General features: G+C 71.1%; 13 protein-coding genes. 8 read left to right on the forward strand and 5 right to left on the reverse strand.

The annotated features are described in order from the left end of the window. Positions 1-529 precede the first annotated feature (529 nt). The 7 genes from dnaK to AC08OU_RS12960 all read left to right on the forward strand — a co-directional run bounded on the left by dnaK (position 530) and on the right by AC08OU_RS12960 (position 9,751). Positions 530-2,359 carry a molecular chaperone DnaK gene (gene dnaK, locus AC08OU_RS12930; RefSeq protein ID WP_462202768.1) on the forward strand — a complete coding sequence of 610 codons (1,830 nt, stop codon included), beginning with the start codon at positions 530-532 and terminating at the stop codon, positions 2,357-2,359. Further along, the gene (gene grpE, locus AC08OU_RS12935; protein ID WP_476604969.1) at positions 2,356-3,171 is read left to right on the forward strand and encodes a nucleotide exchange factor GrpE; all 816 of its coding nucleotides are present in this window, start codon (positions 2,356-2,358) and stop codon (positions 3,169-3,171) included. Before dnaK ends, grpE begins: the two co-directional genes overlap by 4 nt. Before the next feature lie 113 nt (positions 3,172-3,284). After that, positions 3,285-4,475, forward strand: coding sequence for a molecular chaperone DnaJ (gene dnaJ / locus AC08OU_RS12940; protein ID WP_476604970.1), 1,191 nt, complete (start codon positions 3,285-3,287; stop codon positions 4,473-4,475). Then, positions 4,472-5,059 carry a heat shock protein transcriptional repressor HspR gene (locus AC08OU_RS12945; protein WP_476604971.1) on the forward strand — a complete coding sequence of 196 codons (588 nt, stop codon included), beginning with the start codon at positions 4,472-4,474 and terminating at the stop codon, positions 5,057-5,059. Before dnaJ ends, AC08OU_RS12945 begins: the two co-directional genes overlap by 4 nt. A gap of 134 nt (positions 5,060-5,193) precedes the next feature. Continuing rightward, a complete protein-coding gene (clpB, locus tag AC08OU_RS12950) occupies positions 5,194-7,803 on the forward strand; it encodes an ATP-dependent chaperone ClpB (protein ID WP_476604972.1) in 2,610 nt (869 codons plus the stop codon). Between the two features lie 116 nt (positions 7,804-7,919). Continuing rightward, the gene (locus AC08OU_RS12955) at positions 7,920-8,405 is read left to right on the forward strand and encodes a PH domain-containing protein (protein WP_462186393.1); all 486 of its coding nucleotides are present in this window, start codon (positions 7,920-7,922) and stop codon (positions 8,403-8,405) included. Next, on the forward strand, positions 8,402-9,751 hold the full coding sequence (locus tag AC08OU_RS12960) for a PH domain-containing protein (protein WP_476604973.1): 1,350 nt from the start codon (positions 8,402-8,404) through the stop codon (positions 9,749-9,751). The genes AC08OU_RS12955 and AC08OU_RS12960 overlap by 4 nt, the downstream gene beginning before the upstream one ends. A 24-nt stretch (positions 9,752-9,775) precedes the next feature. Here AC08OU_RS12960 and AC08OU_RS12965 read toward each other — a convergent pair whose 3' ends face one another. The 5 genes from AC08OU_RS12965 to AC08OU_RS12985 form a co-directional block, all read right to left on the reverse strand. Then, on the reverse strand, positions 9,776-10,849 hold the full coding sequence (locus AC08OU_RS12965) for a nucleotidyltransferase domain-containing protein (RefSeq protein ID WP_476604974.1): 1,074 nt from the start codon (positions 10,847-10,849) through the stop codon (positions 9,776-9,778). A gap of 438 nt (positions 10,850-11,287) precedes the next feature. After that, positions 11,288-11,875 (reverse strand): GNAT family N-acetyltransferase, encoded by a 588-nt coding sequence (locus AC08OU_RS12970; protein ID WP_476604975.1) that lies wholly within the window; start codon positions 11,873-11,875, stop codon positions 11,288-11,290. Continuing rightward, positions 11,868-13,157, reverse strand: coding sequence for an NAD-dependent epimerase/dehydratase family protein (locus AC08OU_RS12975; RefSeq protein WP_476604976.1), 1,290 nt, complete (start codon positions 13,155-13,157; stop codon positions 11,868-11,870). Before AC08OU_RS12975 ends, AC08OU_RS12970 begins: the two co-directional genes overlap by 8 nt. Positions 13,158-13,406: 249 nt before the next feature. Beyond that, entirely contained in the window at positions 13,407-14,120 is a 714-nt protein-coding gene (locus tag AC08OU_RS12980) for a CAP domain-containing protein (protein ID WP_462202764.1), read from the reverse strand. A 309-nt stretch (positions 14,121-14,429) separates the two neighbouring features. Then, on the reverse strand, positions 14,430-15,140 hold the full coding sequence (locus AC08OU_RS12985; RefSeq protein WP_476595019.1) for a DedA family protein: 711 nt from the start codon (positions 15,138-15,140) through the stop codon (positions 14,430-14,432). A gap of 109 nt (positions 15,141-15,249) precedes the next feature. Here AC08OU_RS12985 and fbaA point away from each other — a divergent pair, with 109 nt between their 5' ends. Next, a complete protein-coding gene (gene fbaA / locus AC08OU_RS12990; protein ID WP_476604977.1) occupies positions 15,250-16,287 on the forward strand; it encodes a class II fructose-bisphosphate aldolase in 1,038 nt (345 codons plus the stop codon). Positions 16,288-16,437 lie beyond the last annotated feature (150 nt).

The raw sequence follows: 16,437 nt of genomic DNA on the forward strand, positions 1-16,437 counted from the left end.
CCCCGGCTCGGATCACGCGCGGGCGGACGGCCGCGCCCGGGAGCCCGCCGCGGGCGCATCCTGGCCGCCGTTCGACCGCCCCGGGAGACGACGGACCCCGACGCCGGCCAGGCGCCCGGCGACGGTGCCGCGGGTGACTCGGCCCCGCAGCCACCCGCCGGAAGCTGACGCTCTCCCACTCCGCTCCACTCCGCTCCGCTCCACTCCGCTCCACTCCGCTCCACTCCGCTCCACGCGGCTCCCCCGCAGGCTCTTCCCGCCAGCTCCCCTTCCGGTCCCGTCCGGCGGCGCTGGCGGGAATTTCCCGGCCGCACAAAAGTTGAGCGCGCTAGGATCACCTCTGTCAGGCTATGATAAGAGCCGTCGTCATGAGTCAGAGCGACTCAACACACCAGCCTGGCTTAGCGTTGGCGGAACCGAGGCTTCCCGGAGTGATCCTCAAACCTCGGTTCACCGACAGGTTCCATCCCCACGAGGTCGGTGCGCCCGCCTGATCGGCGCCACCGACATGATCGAAAGGCGCACAGACATGGCACGAGCGGTCGGTATCGACCTCGGCACCACGAACTCCGTCGTGAGCGTGCTCGAGGGCGGCGAACCCACGGTGATCGCCAACGCCGAGGGCTCCCGGACGACCCCGTCGGTCGTGGCTTTCGCGAAGAACGGCGAGGTCCTGGTCGGCGAGGTCGCCAAGCGTCAGGCGGTGACAAACGTCGAGCGCACCATCCGGTCGGTCAAACGCCACATGGGCACCGACTGGAAGATGACGGTCGACGCGAAGGATCTCACGCCCCAGGAGATCAGCGCGTTCATCCTGCAGAAGCTGAAGCGGGACGCCGAGTCCTACCTCGGTGAGACGGTCACGGACGCGGTCATCACCGTCCCGGCGTACTTCGATGACGCCCAGCGTCAGGCCACTACCGAGGCGGGCACGATCGCCGGGCTCAACGTCCTGCGGATCGTCAACGAGCCGACCGCCGCGGCCCTCGCCTACGGGTTGGACAAGGGCGAGAAGGAGCAGACCATCCTGGTCTTCGACCTCGGTGGCGGTACCTTCGACGTCTCCCTACTGGAGATCGGCGACGGTGTCGTCGAGGTGAAGTCCACCTCCGGTGACACCCACCTCGGTGGTGACGACTGGGATCAGCGCGTCACCGACCACCTGATCAAGACTTTCAACGGCCAGCACGGGGTCGACCTCGGCAAGGACAAGATGGCCCTGCAGCGGCTGCGGGAGGCCGCTGAGAAGGCGAAGATCGAGCTTTCGCAGTCCACCCAGACCACGATCAACCTGCCCTACATCACCGCGTCGGCCGAGGGTCCCCTGCACCTCGACGTCTCACTGTCGCGCGCCGAGTTCCAGCGGATGACCTCCGACCTCATCGACCGCTGCAGGCACCCCTTCCAGCAGGCGGTGAAGGACGCGGGGATCAAGGTCAGCGACATCGACCACGTCGTCCTCGTCGGTGGTTCCACCCGGATGCCCGCCGTCGTCGAGCTGGTCCGCGAGCTGACCGGGGGCAAGGAGCCGAACAAGGGCGTCAACCCGGACGAGGTCGTCGCCGTCGGCGCCTCGCTGCAGGCCGGCGTGCTCAAGGGCGAGGTCAAGGACGTCCTGCTCCTCGACGTCACCCCACTCTCGCTCGGCATCGAGACAAAGGGGGGGATCATGACCAAGCTCATCGAGCGCAACACCACGATCCCCACCAATCGCTCGGAGATCTTCACCACCGCCGAGGACAGCCAGCCCTCCGTGCAGATCCAGGTCTTCCAGGGCGAGCGCGAGATGGCCGCCTACAACAAGAAGCTCGGCATGTTCGAGCTGACCGGCCTGCCGCCCGCCCCGCGGGGCATGCCCCAGATCGAGGTCACCTTCGACATCGACGCAAACGGCATCGTGCACGTGTCCGCGAAGGACCTGGGCACCGGCAAGGAGCAGTCGATGACCATCACCGGTGGCTCGGCGCTGCCGAAGGACGACATCGACCGCATGGTCCGCGACGCCGAGCAGTACGCCGAGGAGGACCGCAGGCGCCGGGAGGAGGCCGAGACCCGCAACAAAGCCGAGACGCTCGTCTACTCGACCGAGCGGTTCCTCGCCGAGAACGGCGAAAAGATCGACGCCGCGGTGAAGAGCGACGTGGAGGAGAAGCTCGGCACGCTGCGGGGCGCCGTCGCCGGCACCGACACGGCGGCGATCCGCGAGGCGGCCGACGCGCTGGCCGCGGCTAGCCAGGCGATGGGCCAGGCCATGTACGCGCAGGCCGCCCAGGAGGGCGCGGGTGCCTCCGGCGGCGCCGGAGCAGCCGACGACGACGTGGTCGACGCGGAAATCGTGGATGAGGAGGACAAGAAGTGACCTCAAGCCAGGCCGCGGACTGGTGGGGTTCGTCTCGGCCCGACGGCCGGGACGAGGCCGAAGAGCCCCCGGTGGTGGTGCGGGACCGGCGCCGGATCGATCCGGAGAGCGGCGAGGTCCGGCCGGAGGCCGCTGCGTCCCCCGGCCCGACGGCCACGGAGGTTCCACCCGCCGGAGTCCCGGCGGGCGAGGGTGACGGTGAGCTCGTGGCGTCACTGCGCCAGCAGGTCACCGAGCGGACCGCGGACCTGCAGCGCCTGAAGGCCGAGTTCGACAACTACCGTCGGCGGGTCGAGCGGGACCGTCAGCAGATCGGCGAGCAGGCGACGGCGAAGCTGCTGGCGAGTCTGCTGTCGACCCTCGACGACATCGGCCGGGCTCGTGACCACGGCGATCTGGAAGGCCCGTTCAAGGCGATCGCGGAGGCCTTGGAGGCAGCCCTGGAGGCGACCGGGCTGGAGCGATACGGGGCGAAGGGCGACGAGTTCGACCCGTCGGTCCACGAGGCCCTGATGCACTCCTATCGGTCGGACGTGAGCGGGCCGACTTGCGTGGACGTCTTCCGGGCGGGTTACCTGCACGCGGGCAAGGTGTTGCGGCCCGCGCAGGTGTCGGTCGCGGAACCGTCGGGCGAGGTGGACGAGACCGTCGATCAGCCGGTCGAGGCGGAGGTCGTCGCCGGGGCCGGCGAGGCGGCGGGGAGCGGCCCGGGCCAGGCAGGCGGCCCGCCGAATCGGCCGGCATCGGTTCCCGATGACACGGGCAGTGCGCCCGGGCCGGACAACGGCGGGCCCACTGTCAGCGCCGACTGAACACCGGCTGAAGAGGGGAGCCAGGTCCGTCCGGCCGTCCGCGAGCCGGGGTCTGACGGGCATGGCCGGCCACCGCCTCGCGCGGATGACATCGTGAAGGAAGGAGGGGCGCCGTGAGTGTTCGCGACATGGTCGAGAAGGACTATTACGCCGCTCTCGGCGTTCCAAAGGACGCCTCGGCGACCGACATCAAGAAGGCGTACCGCAGGCTGGCCCGTGAGCTGCACCCCGACAAGAACCCGGGGGACGCCAAGGCCGAGGCGCGGTTCAAGGAGGTCTCCGAGGCCTACGACGTTCTCTCGGACGAGGGCCGTCGACGGGAGTACGACGAGGCCCGGGCGCTGTTCGCGGCCGGCGGTCGTCCCAGCGGCGGCTTCGGCGGGCCTGGCCGAGCCGGGGGTTACGGCGGGTTCGGCGCACCCGGCACGGGCTACGGCAGCGGGCCGAACCTCAACCTCGACGACCTTCTCGGTGGGGCGAACGGCGGCCTCGGCGGCATCTTCGACAACCTGTTCCAGCGGTCGGCACCCGGACGCGGCCCGCGTCGGGGTGCCGACATCGAGGCCGAGGTCACGATCCCCTTCGAGAAATCGCTGACCGGCCTGGAGGCGTCGGTCCGGCTTCCCGGGGCCGCGACCTGTACCACCTGCACCGGCAGCGGGGCGCGTCCCGGCACGACGCCGCGCACCTGCCCGACCTGCCGTGGACTGGGCGTGGTGTCCCGCTCCCAGGGTGGCTTCGCACTCTCCGAGCCCTGCCGCGACTGCCTGGGCAAGGGCACCTTGATCGACCATCCCTGCCCGGACTGCCGGGGCACCGGCCGGCGTGAGCGTGAGCAGCGCATCCGCATCCCACCTGGGGTGAGCGACGGACAGCGGCTGCGGGTCCGGGGGCGTGGCATACCCGGCGAACGGGGCGGACCGGCCGGTGATCTCGAGGTGACGGTGCACGTGCTGCGCCATCCGGTGTTCGAGCGGGAGGGGAACAACCTGGCGATCACTCTCCCCGTGACGATCACCGAGGCCGCCCTCGGCGCATCGATACGGGTGCCGACCCTGGACGGTGCTCCGCTCACGATGAAGGTACCGGCGGGGACCTCCAGCGGTCGACGCCTGCGGGCCCGCGGGCGGGGTGTCCCCACAGCCGGGGGCGGGAACGGGGACCTCATCGTCACCCTCGAGGTGACGGTGCCGAAGCCGAGTGATCTCTCGCCACGGGCACGTACGGCGTTGCTGGAGTTCGCCCAGGCCCATCCCGAGGACCCACGGGCGCCGTTGATGGAACGGATGGGGGCAGGCGGATGACCGGGCGGCCGAACCGCACATCCGACCCGCCGCCCGCCCGGCGCGGGCGAGCGACGGGAGCAGGGCGAACAGGGGAACGGCAGCTCCAGAGAGGACCGGCGGCGTCCCCCGCTGAGGTTCGGCCGGACACCGAGATTCGGCCGGAGGGCTACTACCCCGCCGGCCCGCTGCCGGGCCCGGCCCACGACGAGGACGCACCAGTCTACGTCATCTCGATCGCCGCGCAGCTCGCCGGGATGCATCCCCAGACCCTGCGGTCCTACGACCGGCTCGGGCTGGTCACGCCCGGGCGCACGGCCGGGCGGGGGCGGCGTTACTCCGCCCGGGACGTGGCGTTGCTGCGCGAGGTGCAGCGGTTGTCCCAGGAGGAAGGCGTCAACCTGGACGGGATCAAGCAGATCCTCCGGTTGAGCGCCCAGGTGATGGCGCTGCAGGCGCAGGTGCGTCAGCTCACCGAGGAGCTCGCCCGGTCCCGCGCCGACACGGACCGCGCGGTGGCCGAGGCGCATGCCAGTCACCGGCGCGACCTCGTCCCGGTGGATCGCGGCGCGCTCGTGGTCTGGCGGCCGCTGCCCCGCCGCTGACCGGCCGGGCGGAGCCGGCAAACGGATGCAGGGGGTTCATCGCGGCGCGCCCGCAAAGTTGAGTAGGAACGACTCAGGTATGCTGAGCGTTGAAAAAGCGACGGTGCACGCCGTCCGACCATCTGGGATCCGCCATGAACGCTGAACGCCTCACCGCCCGGTCGCAGGAGGCACTCTCCGCAGCGATCAGTCGAGCCACCGCCGACGGGTCACCCCTCGTCGACCCCCTCCACCTGCTCACCGCACTGCTCGAAGCGTCTGACGGGGTCGGCGCGGCGCTGCTGGCGTCCGCGGGCACCTCGGTCGACACGGTGCGCTCCCGAGCCGAGGCCGCAGTGACGCGGCTGCCCCGCGCGACGGGCATGAGCGTGTCCCCGCCGCAGCTGTCCCGCCAGCTCATCGCGGTGCTGAACAACGCCGAGCGGCAGGCCGGTCAGCTGGGTGACGAGTACACCTCGGTCGAGCATCTGGTCGTGGCGCTCGCCGAGGAGGGGGGCGAGGCCGGGCGGATCCTTACCTCCGCCGGCGCCACCCCCGACGCGCTGCGCGGCGCCTTCGAGAAGGTGCGCGGCGGCGCCCGGCGGGTGACCACCCGGGACCCGGAGGGCTCCTACCGCGCGTTGGAGAAGTACTCCATCGACCTCACCGAGCGTGCGCAGCAGGGCAAGCTGGACCCGGTGATCGGCCGCGACGCCGAGATCCGCCGCGTCATCCAGGTGCTGTCGCGGCGGACGAAGAACAACCCGGTCCTCATCGGCGAGCCCGGGGTCGGCAAGACGGCCATCGTCGAAGGGCTCGCGCTGCGGGTCGTCGCGGGTGACGTGCCCGAGTCGCTGCGCGGCCGGCGCATCGTCTCGCTCGACCTCGGTTCGATGGTTGCTGGCTCCAAGCTGCGCGGCGAGTTCGAGGAGCGGCTGACCTCCGTCCTCAACGAGATCCGCGAGGCCGAGGGTCAGATCATCCCCTTCATCGACGAGCTGCACACCGTCGTCGGCGCCGGCGCGGCCGAAGGAGCGATGGACGCCGGCAACATGCTCAAACCGATGCTCGCCCGCGGCGAGCTGCGCATGATCGGCGCCACCACCCTGGAGGAGTACCGCACCCGGATCGAGAAGGACCCGGCGCTGGAACGTCGCTTCCAGCCGGTCCTCGTCGGCGAGCCGACGGTCGAGGACACCATCGGCATCCTGCGCGGGCTCAAGGAACGCTACGAGGTGCACCACGGCGTGCGCATCACCGACACCGCGCTGGTCGCCGCGGCCACCCTGTCCGACCGCTACGTCACCGCACGCTTCCTGCCGGACAAGGCGATCGACCTGGTCGACGAGGCCGCGTCCCGGCTCCGCATGGAGATCGACAGCCGGCCGGTGGCGATCGACGAACTCGAGCGCGCCGTGCGCCGCCTGGAGATCGAGGACATGGCGCTGTCCAAGGAGAACGACGAGGCCTCCCGCGAGCGGCGGGGGCGCCTGCAGCGCGAGCTCGCCGACCGGCGTGAGGAGCTGTCGAGCCTGACGGCCCGCTGGCACCGGGAGAAGGACTCGATCTCCGAAGTTCAGAAGATCAAGGAGGAGCTGGAGAACGCGCGGCGCGCCGCGGAGCTCGCCGAGCGCGACCTCGACCTCGCCAAGGCCGGGGAGCTGCGGTACGGCACCATCCCGACGTTGGAGAAGCGGCTGTCGGCGGCGACCGGCGCGCTGGCCGGCGCGGACTCCCCCGGTGGGGCGATGCTCAACGAGGAAGTCGGCCCGGACGATGTCGCCGAGGTCGTCGCCGCCTGGACCGGGATCCCGGCCGGTCGCCTCCTCGAAGGCGAGACGGCGAAGCTGCTGCGCATGGAGTCCGCACTGCACGCGCGGGTCATCGGCCAGGACGACGCGGTGCGGGCCGTCTCCGACGCGGTCCGCCGGGCCAGGGCCGGGATCGCTGACCCGGACCGGCCGACCGGCTCCTTCCTCTTCCTCGGGCCCACCGGGGTCGGGAAGACCGAGCTCGCGAAGGCGCTCGCCGACTTCCTCTTCGACGACGAGCGGGCGATCGTGCGCATCGACATGAGCGAGTACGCCGAGAAGCACTCGGTGGCCCGCCTGATCGGCGCCCCGCCCGGGTACATCGGGTTCGAGTCCGGCGGTCAGCTCACCGAGGCGATCCGCCGCCGGCCGTACAGTGTCATCCTGCTGGACGAGGTCGAGAAGGCCCATCCGGACGTCTTCGACGTCCTGCTGCAGGTTCTCGACGACGGGCGGCTCACCGACGGCCAGGGCCGCACGGTGGACTTCCGCAACACGATCCTCATCCTGACCTCGAACCTCGGGTCGCAGTTCATCGCGGACCCCACGCTCAGCCCGCAGGTGCGCCGCGAGTCGGTGATGGTCGCCGTGCGCGACGCCTTCAAGCCGGAGTTCCTCAACCGCCTCGACGACGTCCTCGTCTTCGACCAGCTGGGCCGGGACGAGCTGGCCCGCATCGTCGATCTCCAGCTCGATCGGCTGCGGGCCCGGCTGCTCGACCGGAGGATCACCCTCAACACCACCGACGCCGCCAAGGGATGGCTCTCCGACGTCGGCTACGATCCGGTGTTCGGGGCCCGCCCGCTGCGGCGGCTGGTCCAGACGGCGATCGGCGACCAGCTCGCCAGGGAACTGCTCGGCGGGCAGATCCGGGACGGCGACGAGGTGCTCGTCGACGCCGCGCTGGACCGCTCGGGTCTGACGGTCAAGGCCGCCACCGTCAAGTCCCTCTGACAGGCCTCCCGGCGAATCGCCGCAGACCGGGCGAGGACCATCGTGGGGACGGCGCGCCGCCGGTTCCTCGGCCGATTCGGGCCGGACGTATCGGATGTGCGACTTATTGTTGCGGAATGCACGACGCTCTTCTGCCGGATCCCGCGCAGTGGCGGGTCCTGCCACCGGACCTACGGCGGCTTCGACGGGCGCTCCTGATCGTGGGAGCCGTCCCGGTGGTGGCGCTCACCCTGCTGATCACGGCGGCGTTCGGCGGCTGGCCCTGGATACTGATCACGGTGGCGCCGGTTCTCGTGACGGGCTGGCTCTGGCGCTCGATCGGCCTCCGCTGGCAGGCCTGGCGCTACGCCGAGCGGGAGGACGATCTCCTGATCAGCCGCGGGGTGCTGACGCGTCGCCTGATCGTGGTGCCGTACGGCCGGATGCAGCTCGTCGACGTCACCGCCGGGCCGCTGGCACGCCGTTTCGGCATCGCCAAGGTGCAGCTGCACACCGCGGCCGCGGACAGCGATGCCGTCATCCCCGGCCTGGCCCCGGACGAGGCCGCACGGCTACGTGACGCGCTCACCGAACGCGGTGAAGCCCGGTCGGCCGGGCTGTGACAATCGAGCGGGGGTCCACCACCGGCGAAGCGCCGGCTCGGGCGACACGCCCCGGCCAGGACGGGTTTCACCGGCTGCATCCGCTCACCCCGTTCCTGCGCGGCTGGGTAATCGTCGCGGCGTTCGTGGCGACGGTCGGCAGGAACCTCGCCGACGACGCCACGCCCCGCATCATCGGGCTCACCCTGATCTTCCTGATCCCCGCCGCCGGCATCTACGGATACTGCGCCTGGCGGTTCACCCGCTACCGGGTCGAACGCGACAATCTTCGGCTCGATACCGGGCTTTTGGTCCGACGGACCCGCCATGTCCGGCTGGATCGGTTACAGTCGGTGGACATCGCCCAACCGCTTCTCGCCCGAGCCGCGGGGCTCGCCATCCTCCGGCTCGATCTCGCCGGCAGGGAACGCTCCGAACTGGACACCGACTCCGGGTCCGACCTGCGGTACCTGTCGGTGGGTCACGCCCAGCGGCTGCGGGCCGAGCTGCTGGCCACCGCCGCGGGATTCGCGCCGGACGTAGGCGAGGCACCGCAGCGCCCACTCGCCGAGGTGCCACCACGGCGGCTGGTGGCCGCGATCGCGCTGTCCCCCGCGCCGTGGGTGGCGCTGTTCGGCGCGGCCGCGATCGCCACGCCCGCCCTGCTGACCGGTACCCTCACCGGCGCCCTCGGCGCCGTTCCGATGCTCGGCAGCCTCTGGCACACGACGTTTCGCCGGTTCGCGGCCGGCTACCCCTACACCGTCTCCGAGTCACCCGACGGGCTGCGCATCATCAGCGGTCTGCTCAACCGCACCCACGCCACGGTCCCGCCGGGACGGGTCCAGGCGATCAGCATCGGCGAACCGGCGCTGTGGCGCTGGTCGGGCTGGGTGACGGTCCGGATGAACGTGGCTGGCGGCGGGCCCTCCGTGCTGCTACCGGTGGCCCGCCGGGCGGATGCGCTGGCCCTGATCGGCCGGCTGCTGCCCGGAGTGGACGTCGCCGCGGTGGCGATGACCCGGCCGCCACGCCGGGCCGCCTGGCTCGCCCCGCTCCACTGGCGGCGGCTGTCCTGCGGAGCGGACGACACGGTCTTCGTCGTACACCGGGGAATCGTCCGGCGGCACACCGATCTCATCCCTCACGGCAAGGTGCAGAGCATCCGGATCGTGCAGAACCCGCTGGCCAGACTGCTACGGCTGGCCGACGTGCACCTCGATACCACCGGCGGCCCGGTGACGGTGCGCGCCGGCCTGCGCGACGCCGACGAGGCGGTCTCGCTCGCCGCCGCGCAGGCCGAGCGATCCCGGATCGGTCGGCGCCACGCCGTACCGGACCGCTGGATGAGCCGGGGCGCCGGGTAAACGAAGCGCGCTACCGGCCCGCCCTCAGCCGAACGTGGGGAACTCCGGTCCGAAGAGGGAACCCCACAGGTTCACGGCCTCCTCGTGATCGTCGGCCTGTTCCGCATCCACCGCCTTCGCCGAGTAGATCCGGGCGAGCCGGACACTCTCGGCCAACGCCTCGATGTCCTCGACGCGCAGGTACGACGACAGGTCCCCGCCGACGCCGGCCGGGTCGGCCACGGTGAGGCCGACGTCGTCCAGGTGCCGGAAGACCTCGGCGAGCCCCTGCCGGGTGTTGAGCCCGCGACCGGCGAGGACCTGCCCGGAGAGCGCCTCGATATGGAAGGAGCGCAGGTGGCTGCCGCGCACCCGGTTCCACGCCTTGAGCAGGCGGACCGCCGAGATCACCCGGGGGCCGAGGTCCGCCACCCAGCTCGTGTGCCGCTCCGGCCGGGTCGGCAGCCAGCCACCGACCCGGTCGGGTATGACGTACCCGGCACGCGGATGATCGAAGGCCGGCACCAGATGGACGTCCGGGGGGGCATCGTAGACGATGCGCAGCGCCTGGCCGCGGCTGCCGATCGTCTGGATCCGATCTCCGCCGATGGCGTTGCGTACACAGAGCAGCAGGTCGCGGGAGTCCCAGCGGAAACGCTTCCAGGCGCTGTTGGCCGCCGAGAAGACCGCGAAGATGTCGACCTCGTCGAGCGGACGGATCATGGTGTCCCGCCCCGCCGAGCCGATCGTAGCGACCCCGACCAGCGGCAGCGCGCAACGGGGCGGGAAGATCGCGCGCAGCGCCCGCTCCGCCTCGTCGCGGCGAGCCGCGACGACGGCACGGTCCTCGGCACTGAGACGGATCAGGTCGTCGAGTTTCGCGAAGGCACGCGCCGTGGTGCCGACCAGCAGCGGACCGGTTGTCGGGTTAATCGGCGACGTCGAGCCGGCCGCAGCCGGCTCGGAGCGGAGGCCTCCCTCGGAGGGGAACAGAGGGTTGAGCGTCCCCGGCGCCGACTCCTTCGGCCGACGCCAGTGCGGCGGAATGATCAGATGGTCGTACGTGACCTCGCTCGGCCGGACTCCGGCCGGTGTCCCCCGAGGGGTATCCACACTCATGGTGCTGACCTCCCAGGCGCAGGTGGCGCCGGACCGTTCGGGCTCCCCTCCCCGGGCACGCGACGGCCCTCCCACGGACCCCCACGGACGCCCCGCCCAGCTTCGGCCCGTCGGCCATTGGTCGCGACATCGCCTTACATGGTGCCCCAGGGCATCACAGTCTGAACAGGGGGCTGTCTCCGCGGCGTGTTCACCACTCTCCTCGTGACGACGAAAGAATGAGCCGGGAGCTGTCACCCAGCCGACAACACAGCATGGTAACGGTACCGTCACAATGACCTTCTGCCGCGCCGCGAAAGGCGGCTGGACATGGGTTCTGCCCGTTCGGGCCGGATGACGGCCAGATCCGGACGGTACCGGAGCGGTCGGCGGTGACCCGCGGCGCCAGGCCCGGACGAAGCCCGGCGCCCAATGACGTTGCGTGACAAACCTCAATGGTCAACTTGGCGGCGGACGCAGCCAGATCCGCCACCAATCGGCGATCAGCACACCGGTGGGCACGAACGAGGTCGCCTGCGCGAGACGCTTCCCCACGCTGTCCCCGCGCCGGATCCGCGTCTCCACCAGAGCGCCGCGGTATTCGAACCATCCCGCGACCGCGCGGATCGCCTCGGTGGCGTAGCCGCTGCGCCGGCATCCGAGCACGATCGACACCCCGACCACCACCCGCCGGCCGTGGGCCTCCGCCGCGAGCAGGCCCACCGCCGCCGATCCTGGATGGCGACCCGGGTGGCGACGCAGCACCCAGGTCAGGACCGTGTGGCCGGCGCTCGCCCGACGGCGCAGTTCGCGCCGCAGCGCCCCCGCCGGATCGTCGGGATCGGGCGCCCCCGCGGCAGGATCGGTCCCGACGATTCCGCCGAAGGGGCCGGATCCGTCACCGGGAGCGCCACGCACGCCTGATCGCGGGGTGATGACCGTGAACGCCAGCGAAGGCGCGAGCTCCTCGGCGACGTATCCCGCGTTCCAAATGGTGAGCGGGAGTGCGAGTAGTCGGGAGGTGGTGAGTGTAGGGCCATCACCCACGACGGGATGGCTCCCGGACCCCGAGCAGACCCCGTTCCCGGAGCCAGGACTCGGTGCGGTTCATGCCCTCGGGCAGCCGCACGACCGGCGACCATCCCGTCCGGGCCCGGATCTTCTCGATGGAGAGGCCCGCGTCGCGGGTCAGGGTGCGCACGGTGAGCGGACCGAGGTCCACCCGGGCGCGGGGATCGACTCCGGCCACCAGACGGGCACCGACACCGCGGACCAGGCCCGGTGCCCGCCGCGACGGGATCGCCGAGTTCATCGGAACGGCCGGAACGGCTGAGCCCGCTGGCCGTACCGAGGTCGTCGAGACCGCCGGGACCGGGTGGGTGGGGAGGGGTGGCGTCTCGGCCGCGGAACCGTCCGCGCCTCGCCTCCGGTAACCCTCCGCGAACGAACAGACACGATCAATCGCGTCGACCGCTTCGAAGATCCTGGCCGGTACGGAGCGGGGCGCCGCGATCGCGAGCATCTGACAGTAAAAGGTGAAGAAGTCGGCGGCGGACACCGACTCCCCCCCGGTCACGTGCAGCACCTCACCGGCGACCGCCGACCGGTCCGCACCGGCGACGGTGGTCACCGCCGTGACCACGTCGTCGACATGCACGGGGCTGAGCACACCCCGGCCGCCGTCGACGAGGACGAACCGCCCGGCCCGCATCAGCAGCACCGGCCAGAGGGTCCAGCGACCAGCCCGGGGACCGTAGGCGTCCCCGATCCGCAGGACGGTCGCGCCGAGTCCGTGCGCAGCGGCCGACCCGACCGCCTGTTCCGCGGCGGCCATGGCGTCGGCGCGGACGTCGCCAGTCAGCCCGATCGGCGTGGTCTCGTCCAGTGGTCGGCCGACGGCTCGCGCGGGCCCCCGGTCCCCGGTCCCGCCGGGGACCGGGCCACTCGTCCGGGCAAGCACGTCCACGCAGGAAAGATGGATGAAGCGGTCGACCCCGGCCCGACCCGCGGCGTCGAGCAACGCCGCCGTGGCGCCGAGGGTCACCCGCCGGATCTCGGCGTCGGGCACCCGTACCGGCGCTCCGGCTCGGCCGGGACGCACCGGGGTCAGTTCCGCGACGCCACCGGTCCCGATGGCGTCGGCATGGATCACCAGCTCCGTGCCGTAAAGGGCTTTCTCCCACTCACCGGGACGGCTGACGTCGGCCTGCATGACACCCGGCGCGCGCCGGATGTCGATGGCGATAACGTCGTCACCGCGCCGCCGCAGCGCGTGGGCCAGCGCTCCGCCGAGGAAGCCGGCCGCGCCGGTGACCACCGCCCGAACCAAGGTCACTCCTCCTGCCAGGATCACCCTCGCCGACGGCGCTGCCGCGCGGCCCGCCAGCCCGTCCACCGGCTGGGTCCGCGGGCTTTACCACGCTCGTTGCCGTGCTCGCTGCCGTCGGCGACGATGACCCGACCCTACGGGATCGACTACTGATCAGGACCGGGACATCCCCGCGAGTCGGGAGGATCGAGGTCGGGTGCACCTCGCGGGATGCCACGGGCCGGTCGCGCCCGGCAAGTGGGCCGGGCCTCACGGCGTCCCGAAGTCCTGGGTCCAGTAGGTGCCGTACCTGCCGCCCGTCGCGTAGCCCACGCCGATCCGGGTCAACGAACAGGTGAGGATGTTCGATCGGTGGTCCGGGCTGTTCATCCATCCGCGCATCACCTCGGCCACGGTGCGCTGACCGGCGGCGATGTTCTCGGCGGCGATGGAGAAGGAGAAGCCGGCGGCGGCGATCCGGTCGAAGGGCGAGCGACTGTCCGGGCTGTCGTGGCCGAAATAGCCGGCCGTGGCCATGTCGACGCTGTGTGCCTGGGCCGCGGCGGCCAACCGTAAGTCGACGATCAACGGAGGGCAACCGGCCGCCCGGCGCTCGAGGTTGGTCGAGGTCACGACCTGACCGACCAGGCTCGTCCAGGAGGCCGGCAGGTACGGCGGGCGCGGCGAGATAACAGCCGGCGCCGGGGCCGACGCGGACGGAGCCGTCACCGGCGCGGCCAGGGCCAGAGCCGACGCCCGCGCAGCGGGCAGCTGATCCGGACCGGCCGGGCGAGCGGCGGGCTGCGGCTCGGCCCCGGGCCCGGTCGGCGCACCCCGATCCGCGATCCGATCCGCGATCGACGTGGGAGGGACCCCGACCACGCCCCGACCCGGCTGCGCGCCGACGCGGCCGGCCACGTGGTCACCGTCACGCGGTCCCGAATGACCACCCGCGAGCAGCACGACCGCCAGAACCGCGGTCAAGGCCCCTGCCGCGGTGCAGAGGACGGGGCCGGCGCGACGCCGTTCCGCATGGTGCCGCCTGTGGTGTCGAAGCATCGAATCCTTCGGTGGTCGGACCCCCCGACCGCGTACCTGGACCGATCAAGGTTAGCCGGCCATAGCCAGAAATTGCCATAGGAAAGGGAATTGATCGTCCAATGTGATCTGGTCGTAACGTCGTGGAGACTACCGGTCCACGGATCTCCCGACGGGATCCGGCGCCGCGGGGCACTAACGGACAACATCCCTACGCTCCTCGCCCGACCCTCGGCGCTCCTCGCCCGACACGGACTACCGCGGCCCCTGGTCGGGGAGCCGGCCCGATCGCCGACGCAGCAGCTCACCGGCGATCCCGGCGATGACGGAGATGGCGATCACGACGAGCGCGATCCACACCGCCGCATCCCGCAGCCCAGGAATGGCGGCCGCCGTATAGCCCAGAAGGATCAATCCGGTCCCCCAGACGAGCGCTCCGAGCATGACCGCGATCAGAAAGCGGGACCATGACATCGCCACGGCCCCGGCGAGTACCGGCGCGAACGTCCTCGCCCACGGCACGAAGCGGGCCGCGACCAGGGTGATCGGCCCGAACCGTCGGTAGAATTCCTCCGTACGGGCCAGCACCGTGGCGTACCTGCGCTCCAGGTACGGCCGGCCGAGGCGATGCCCGGTGTAGTAGCCCGCCACCGCCCCGACGGTGGCCGCCGCCGCGACCCCGATCGAGAGGACCGCGACGGACACGTTCGACGCCGCGTCCGCCGCCATCAGCCCGGCCGCGAAGAGAATGGTGTCACCCGGAAGCCAGAACCCGATCAGGATCCCGCTCTCGACGAAGATGACCGCGAAGAGGACGACGTACAGCGTCATCCCGGACAGGCTGCCGACATCCACTCGACCAGTGTGCCGACCCTTGGTCGGCACCCGCCCCGCGCCCGGCGCGCGGACCGGCACCGCGTCGGCGACGTCAGCCGCATCCGACCCCGGGACGGGGCAAGGCGTCATACCCTTCGCCCATCAGGAGTCCACGGCGGGCTTCGGCCCGATCCGGCTGCCCTGCACCGCGGGTGCAGGGCTGATCGGCGCCCCTACAGGTTCGTAAGGAGCCCCACCGATGCCCATCGCCACGCCAGACGTATATGCCGAGATGCTCGACCGGGCGAAGGCCCAGTCCTTCGCCTACCCCGCGATCAACGTGACCTCGTCGCAGTCCCTGAACGCCGCGCTGCGGGGCTTCACCGAAGCCGGCAGTGACGGCATCGTGCAGGTGTCCACCGGCGGTGCCGAGTACCTGTCCGGCTCGACGGTGAAGAACATGGTCCTCGGCGCGGAGGCACTAGCCGAGTTCGCCCACCATGTCGCGGAGGCGTATCCGGTCAACATCGCCCTGCACACCGACCACTGCCCGGCCGACAAGCTTGACACCTACATCCGTCCCCTGATCGCGATCTCGAAGGATCGGGTGGCCCAGGGGCGCGAGCCGCTCTTCCAGTCGCACATGTGGGACGGCTCGGCGGTCCCCCTTGAGGAGAACCTCAAGATCGCCGAGGAACTACTCGCGGATGCCGCCGCCGCGAAGATCGTTCTCGAGGTCGAGATCGGGGTCGTCGGCGGCGAGGAGGACGGCGTCGTCGGCGCGATCGACGAGAAGCTCTACACGACGCCGGAGGACATGTGGCGGACGGCCGAGGTGCTCGGCACCGGCGCGAAGGGGCGCTACCTGCTCGCCGCCACCTTCGGCAACGTGCACGGTGTGTACAAGCCCGGAAACGTCAAGCTACGCCCGACGATTCTGCACGAAGGACAGGAGTACGTCGCCAGGAAGCTCGGGCTGCCAGCCGGCGCGAAGCCGTTCAACCTCGTCTTTCACGGCGGTAGCGGGTCGGCTCTCACCGAAATCCGCGAGACGCTCGACTACGGGGTGGTCAAGATGAACGTGGACACGGACACCCAGTACGCATTCACCCGCCCCATCGTGGAGCACGTGTTCAAAAACTATGACGGCGTTCTCAAGGTGGACGGTGAGGTCGGCGTGAAGAAGGCATACGACCCGCGTACCTACGGAAAGCTCGCGGAGAGCAGCATGGCGGCCCGCGTCGCCCAGGCGTGTGAGGACCTCCGTTCCGCCGGCACCAGCCTCGGACGGGCATAGTGGCTCTTCGAAGTTAAGCGGGTTTGAGGCATCTGCGGGCTCGGCGGGTGGTTGCGCAGCGTGTTCGTAGCCGCTGGTTTTCGGGGTTGCGGTAGCCGAAGGCGTTGCGGGCGCCGTGCTGTATGACCCGGTTGTGGTCTTCGCTGGCGG

The organism is Frankia sp. CcMO1 (assembly GCF_977945845.1).

Excerpts from the sequence above, each read along its gene's own strand:
- AC08OU_RS12945 (WP_476604971.1), top strand. The coding sequence starts at position 4,472 with ATGACCGGGCGGCCGAACCGCACATCCGACCCGCCGCCCGCCCGGCGC.
- fbaA (WP_476604977.1), top strand. The coding sequence starts at position 15,250 with ATGCCCATCGCCACGCCAGACGTATATGCCGAGATGCTCGACCGGGCG.
- AC08OU_RS12965 (WP_476604974.1), bottom strand. The coding sequence starts at position 10,849 with ATGAGTGTGGATACCCCTCGGGGGACACCGGCCGGAGTCCGGCCGAGC.
- dnaK (WP_462202768.1), top strand. The coding sequence starts at position 530 with ATGGCACGAGCGGTCGGTATCGACCTCGGCACCACGAACTCCGTCGTG.
- clpB (WP_476604972.1), top strand. The coding sequence starts at position 5,194 with ATGAACGCTGAACGCCTCACCGCCCGGTCGCAGGAGGCACTCTCCGCA.
- AC08OU_RS12985 (WP_476595019.1), bottom strand. The coding sequence starts at position 15,140 with ATGACGCCTTGCCCCGTCCCGGGGTCGGATGCGGCTGACGTCGCCGAC.
- AC08OU_RS12955 (WP_462186393.1), top strand. The coding sequence starts at position 7,920 with ATGCACGACGCTCTTCTGCCGGATCCCGCGCAGTGGCGGGTCCTGCCA.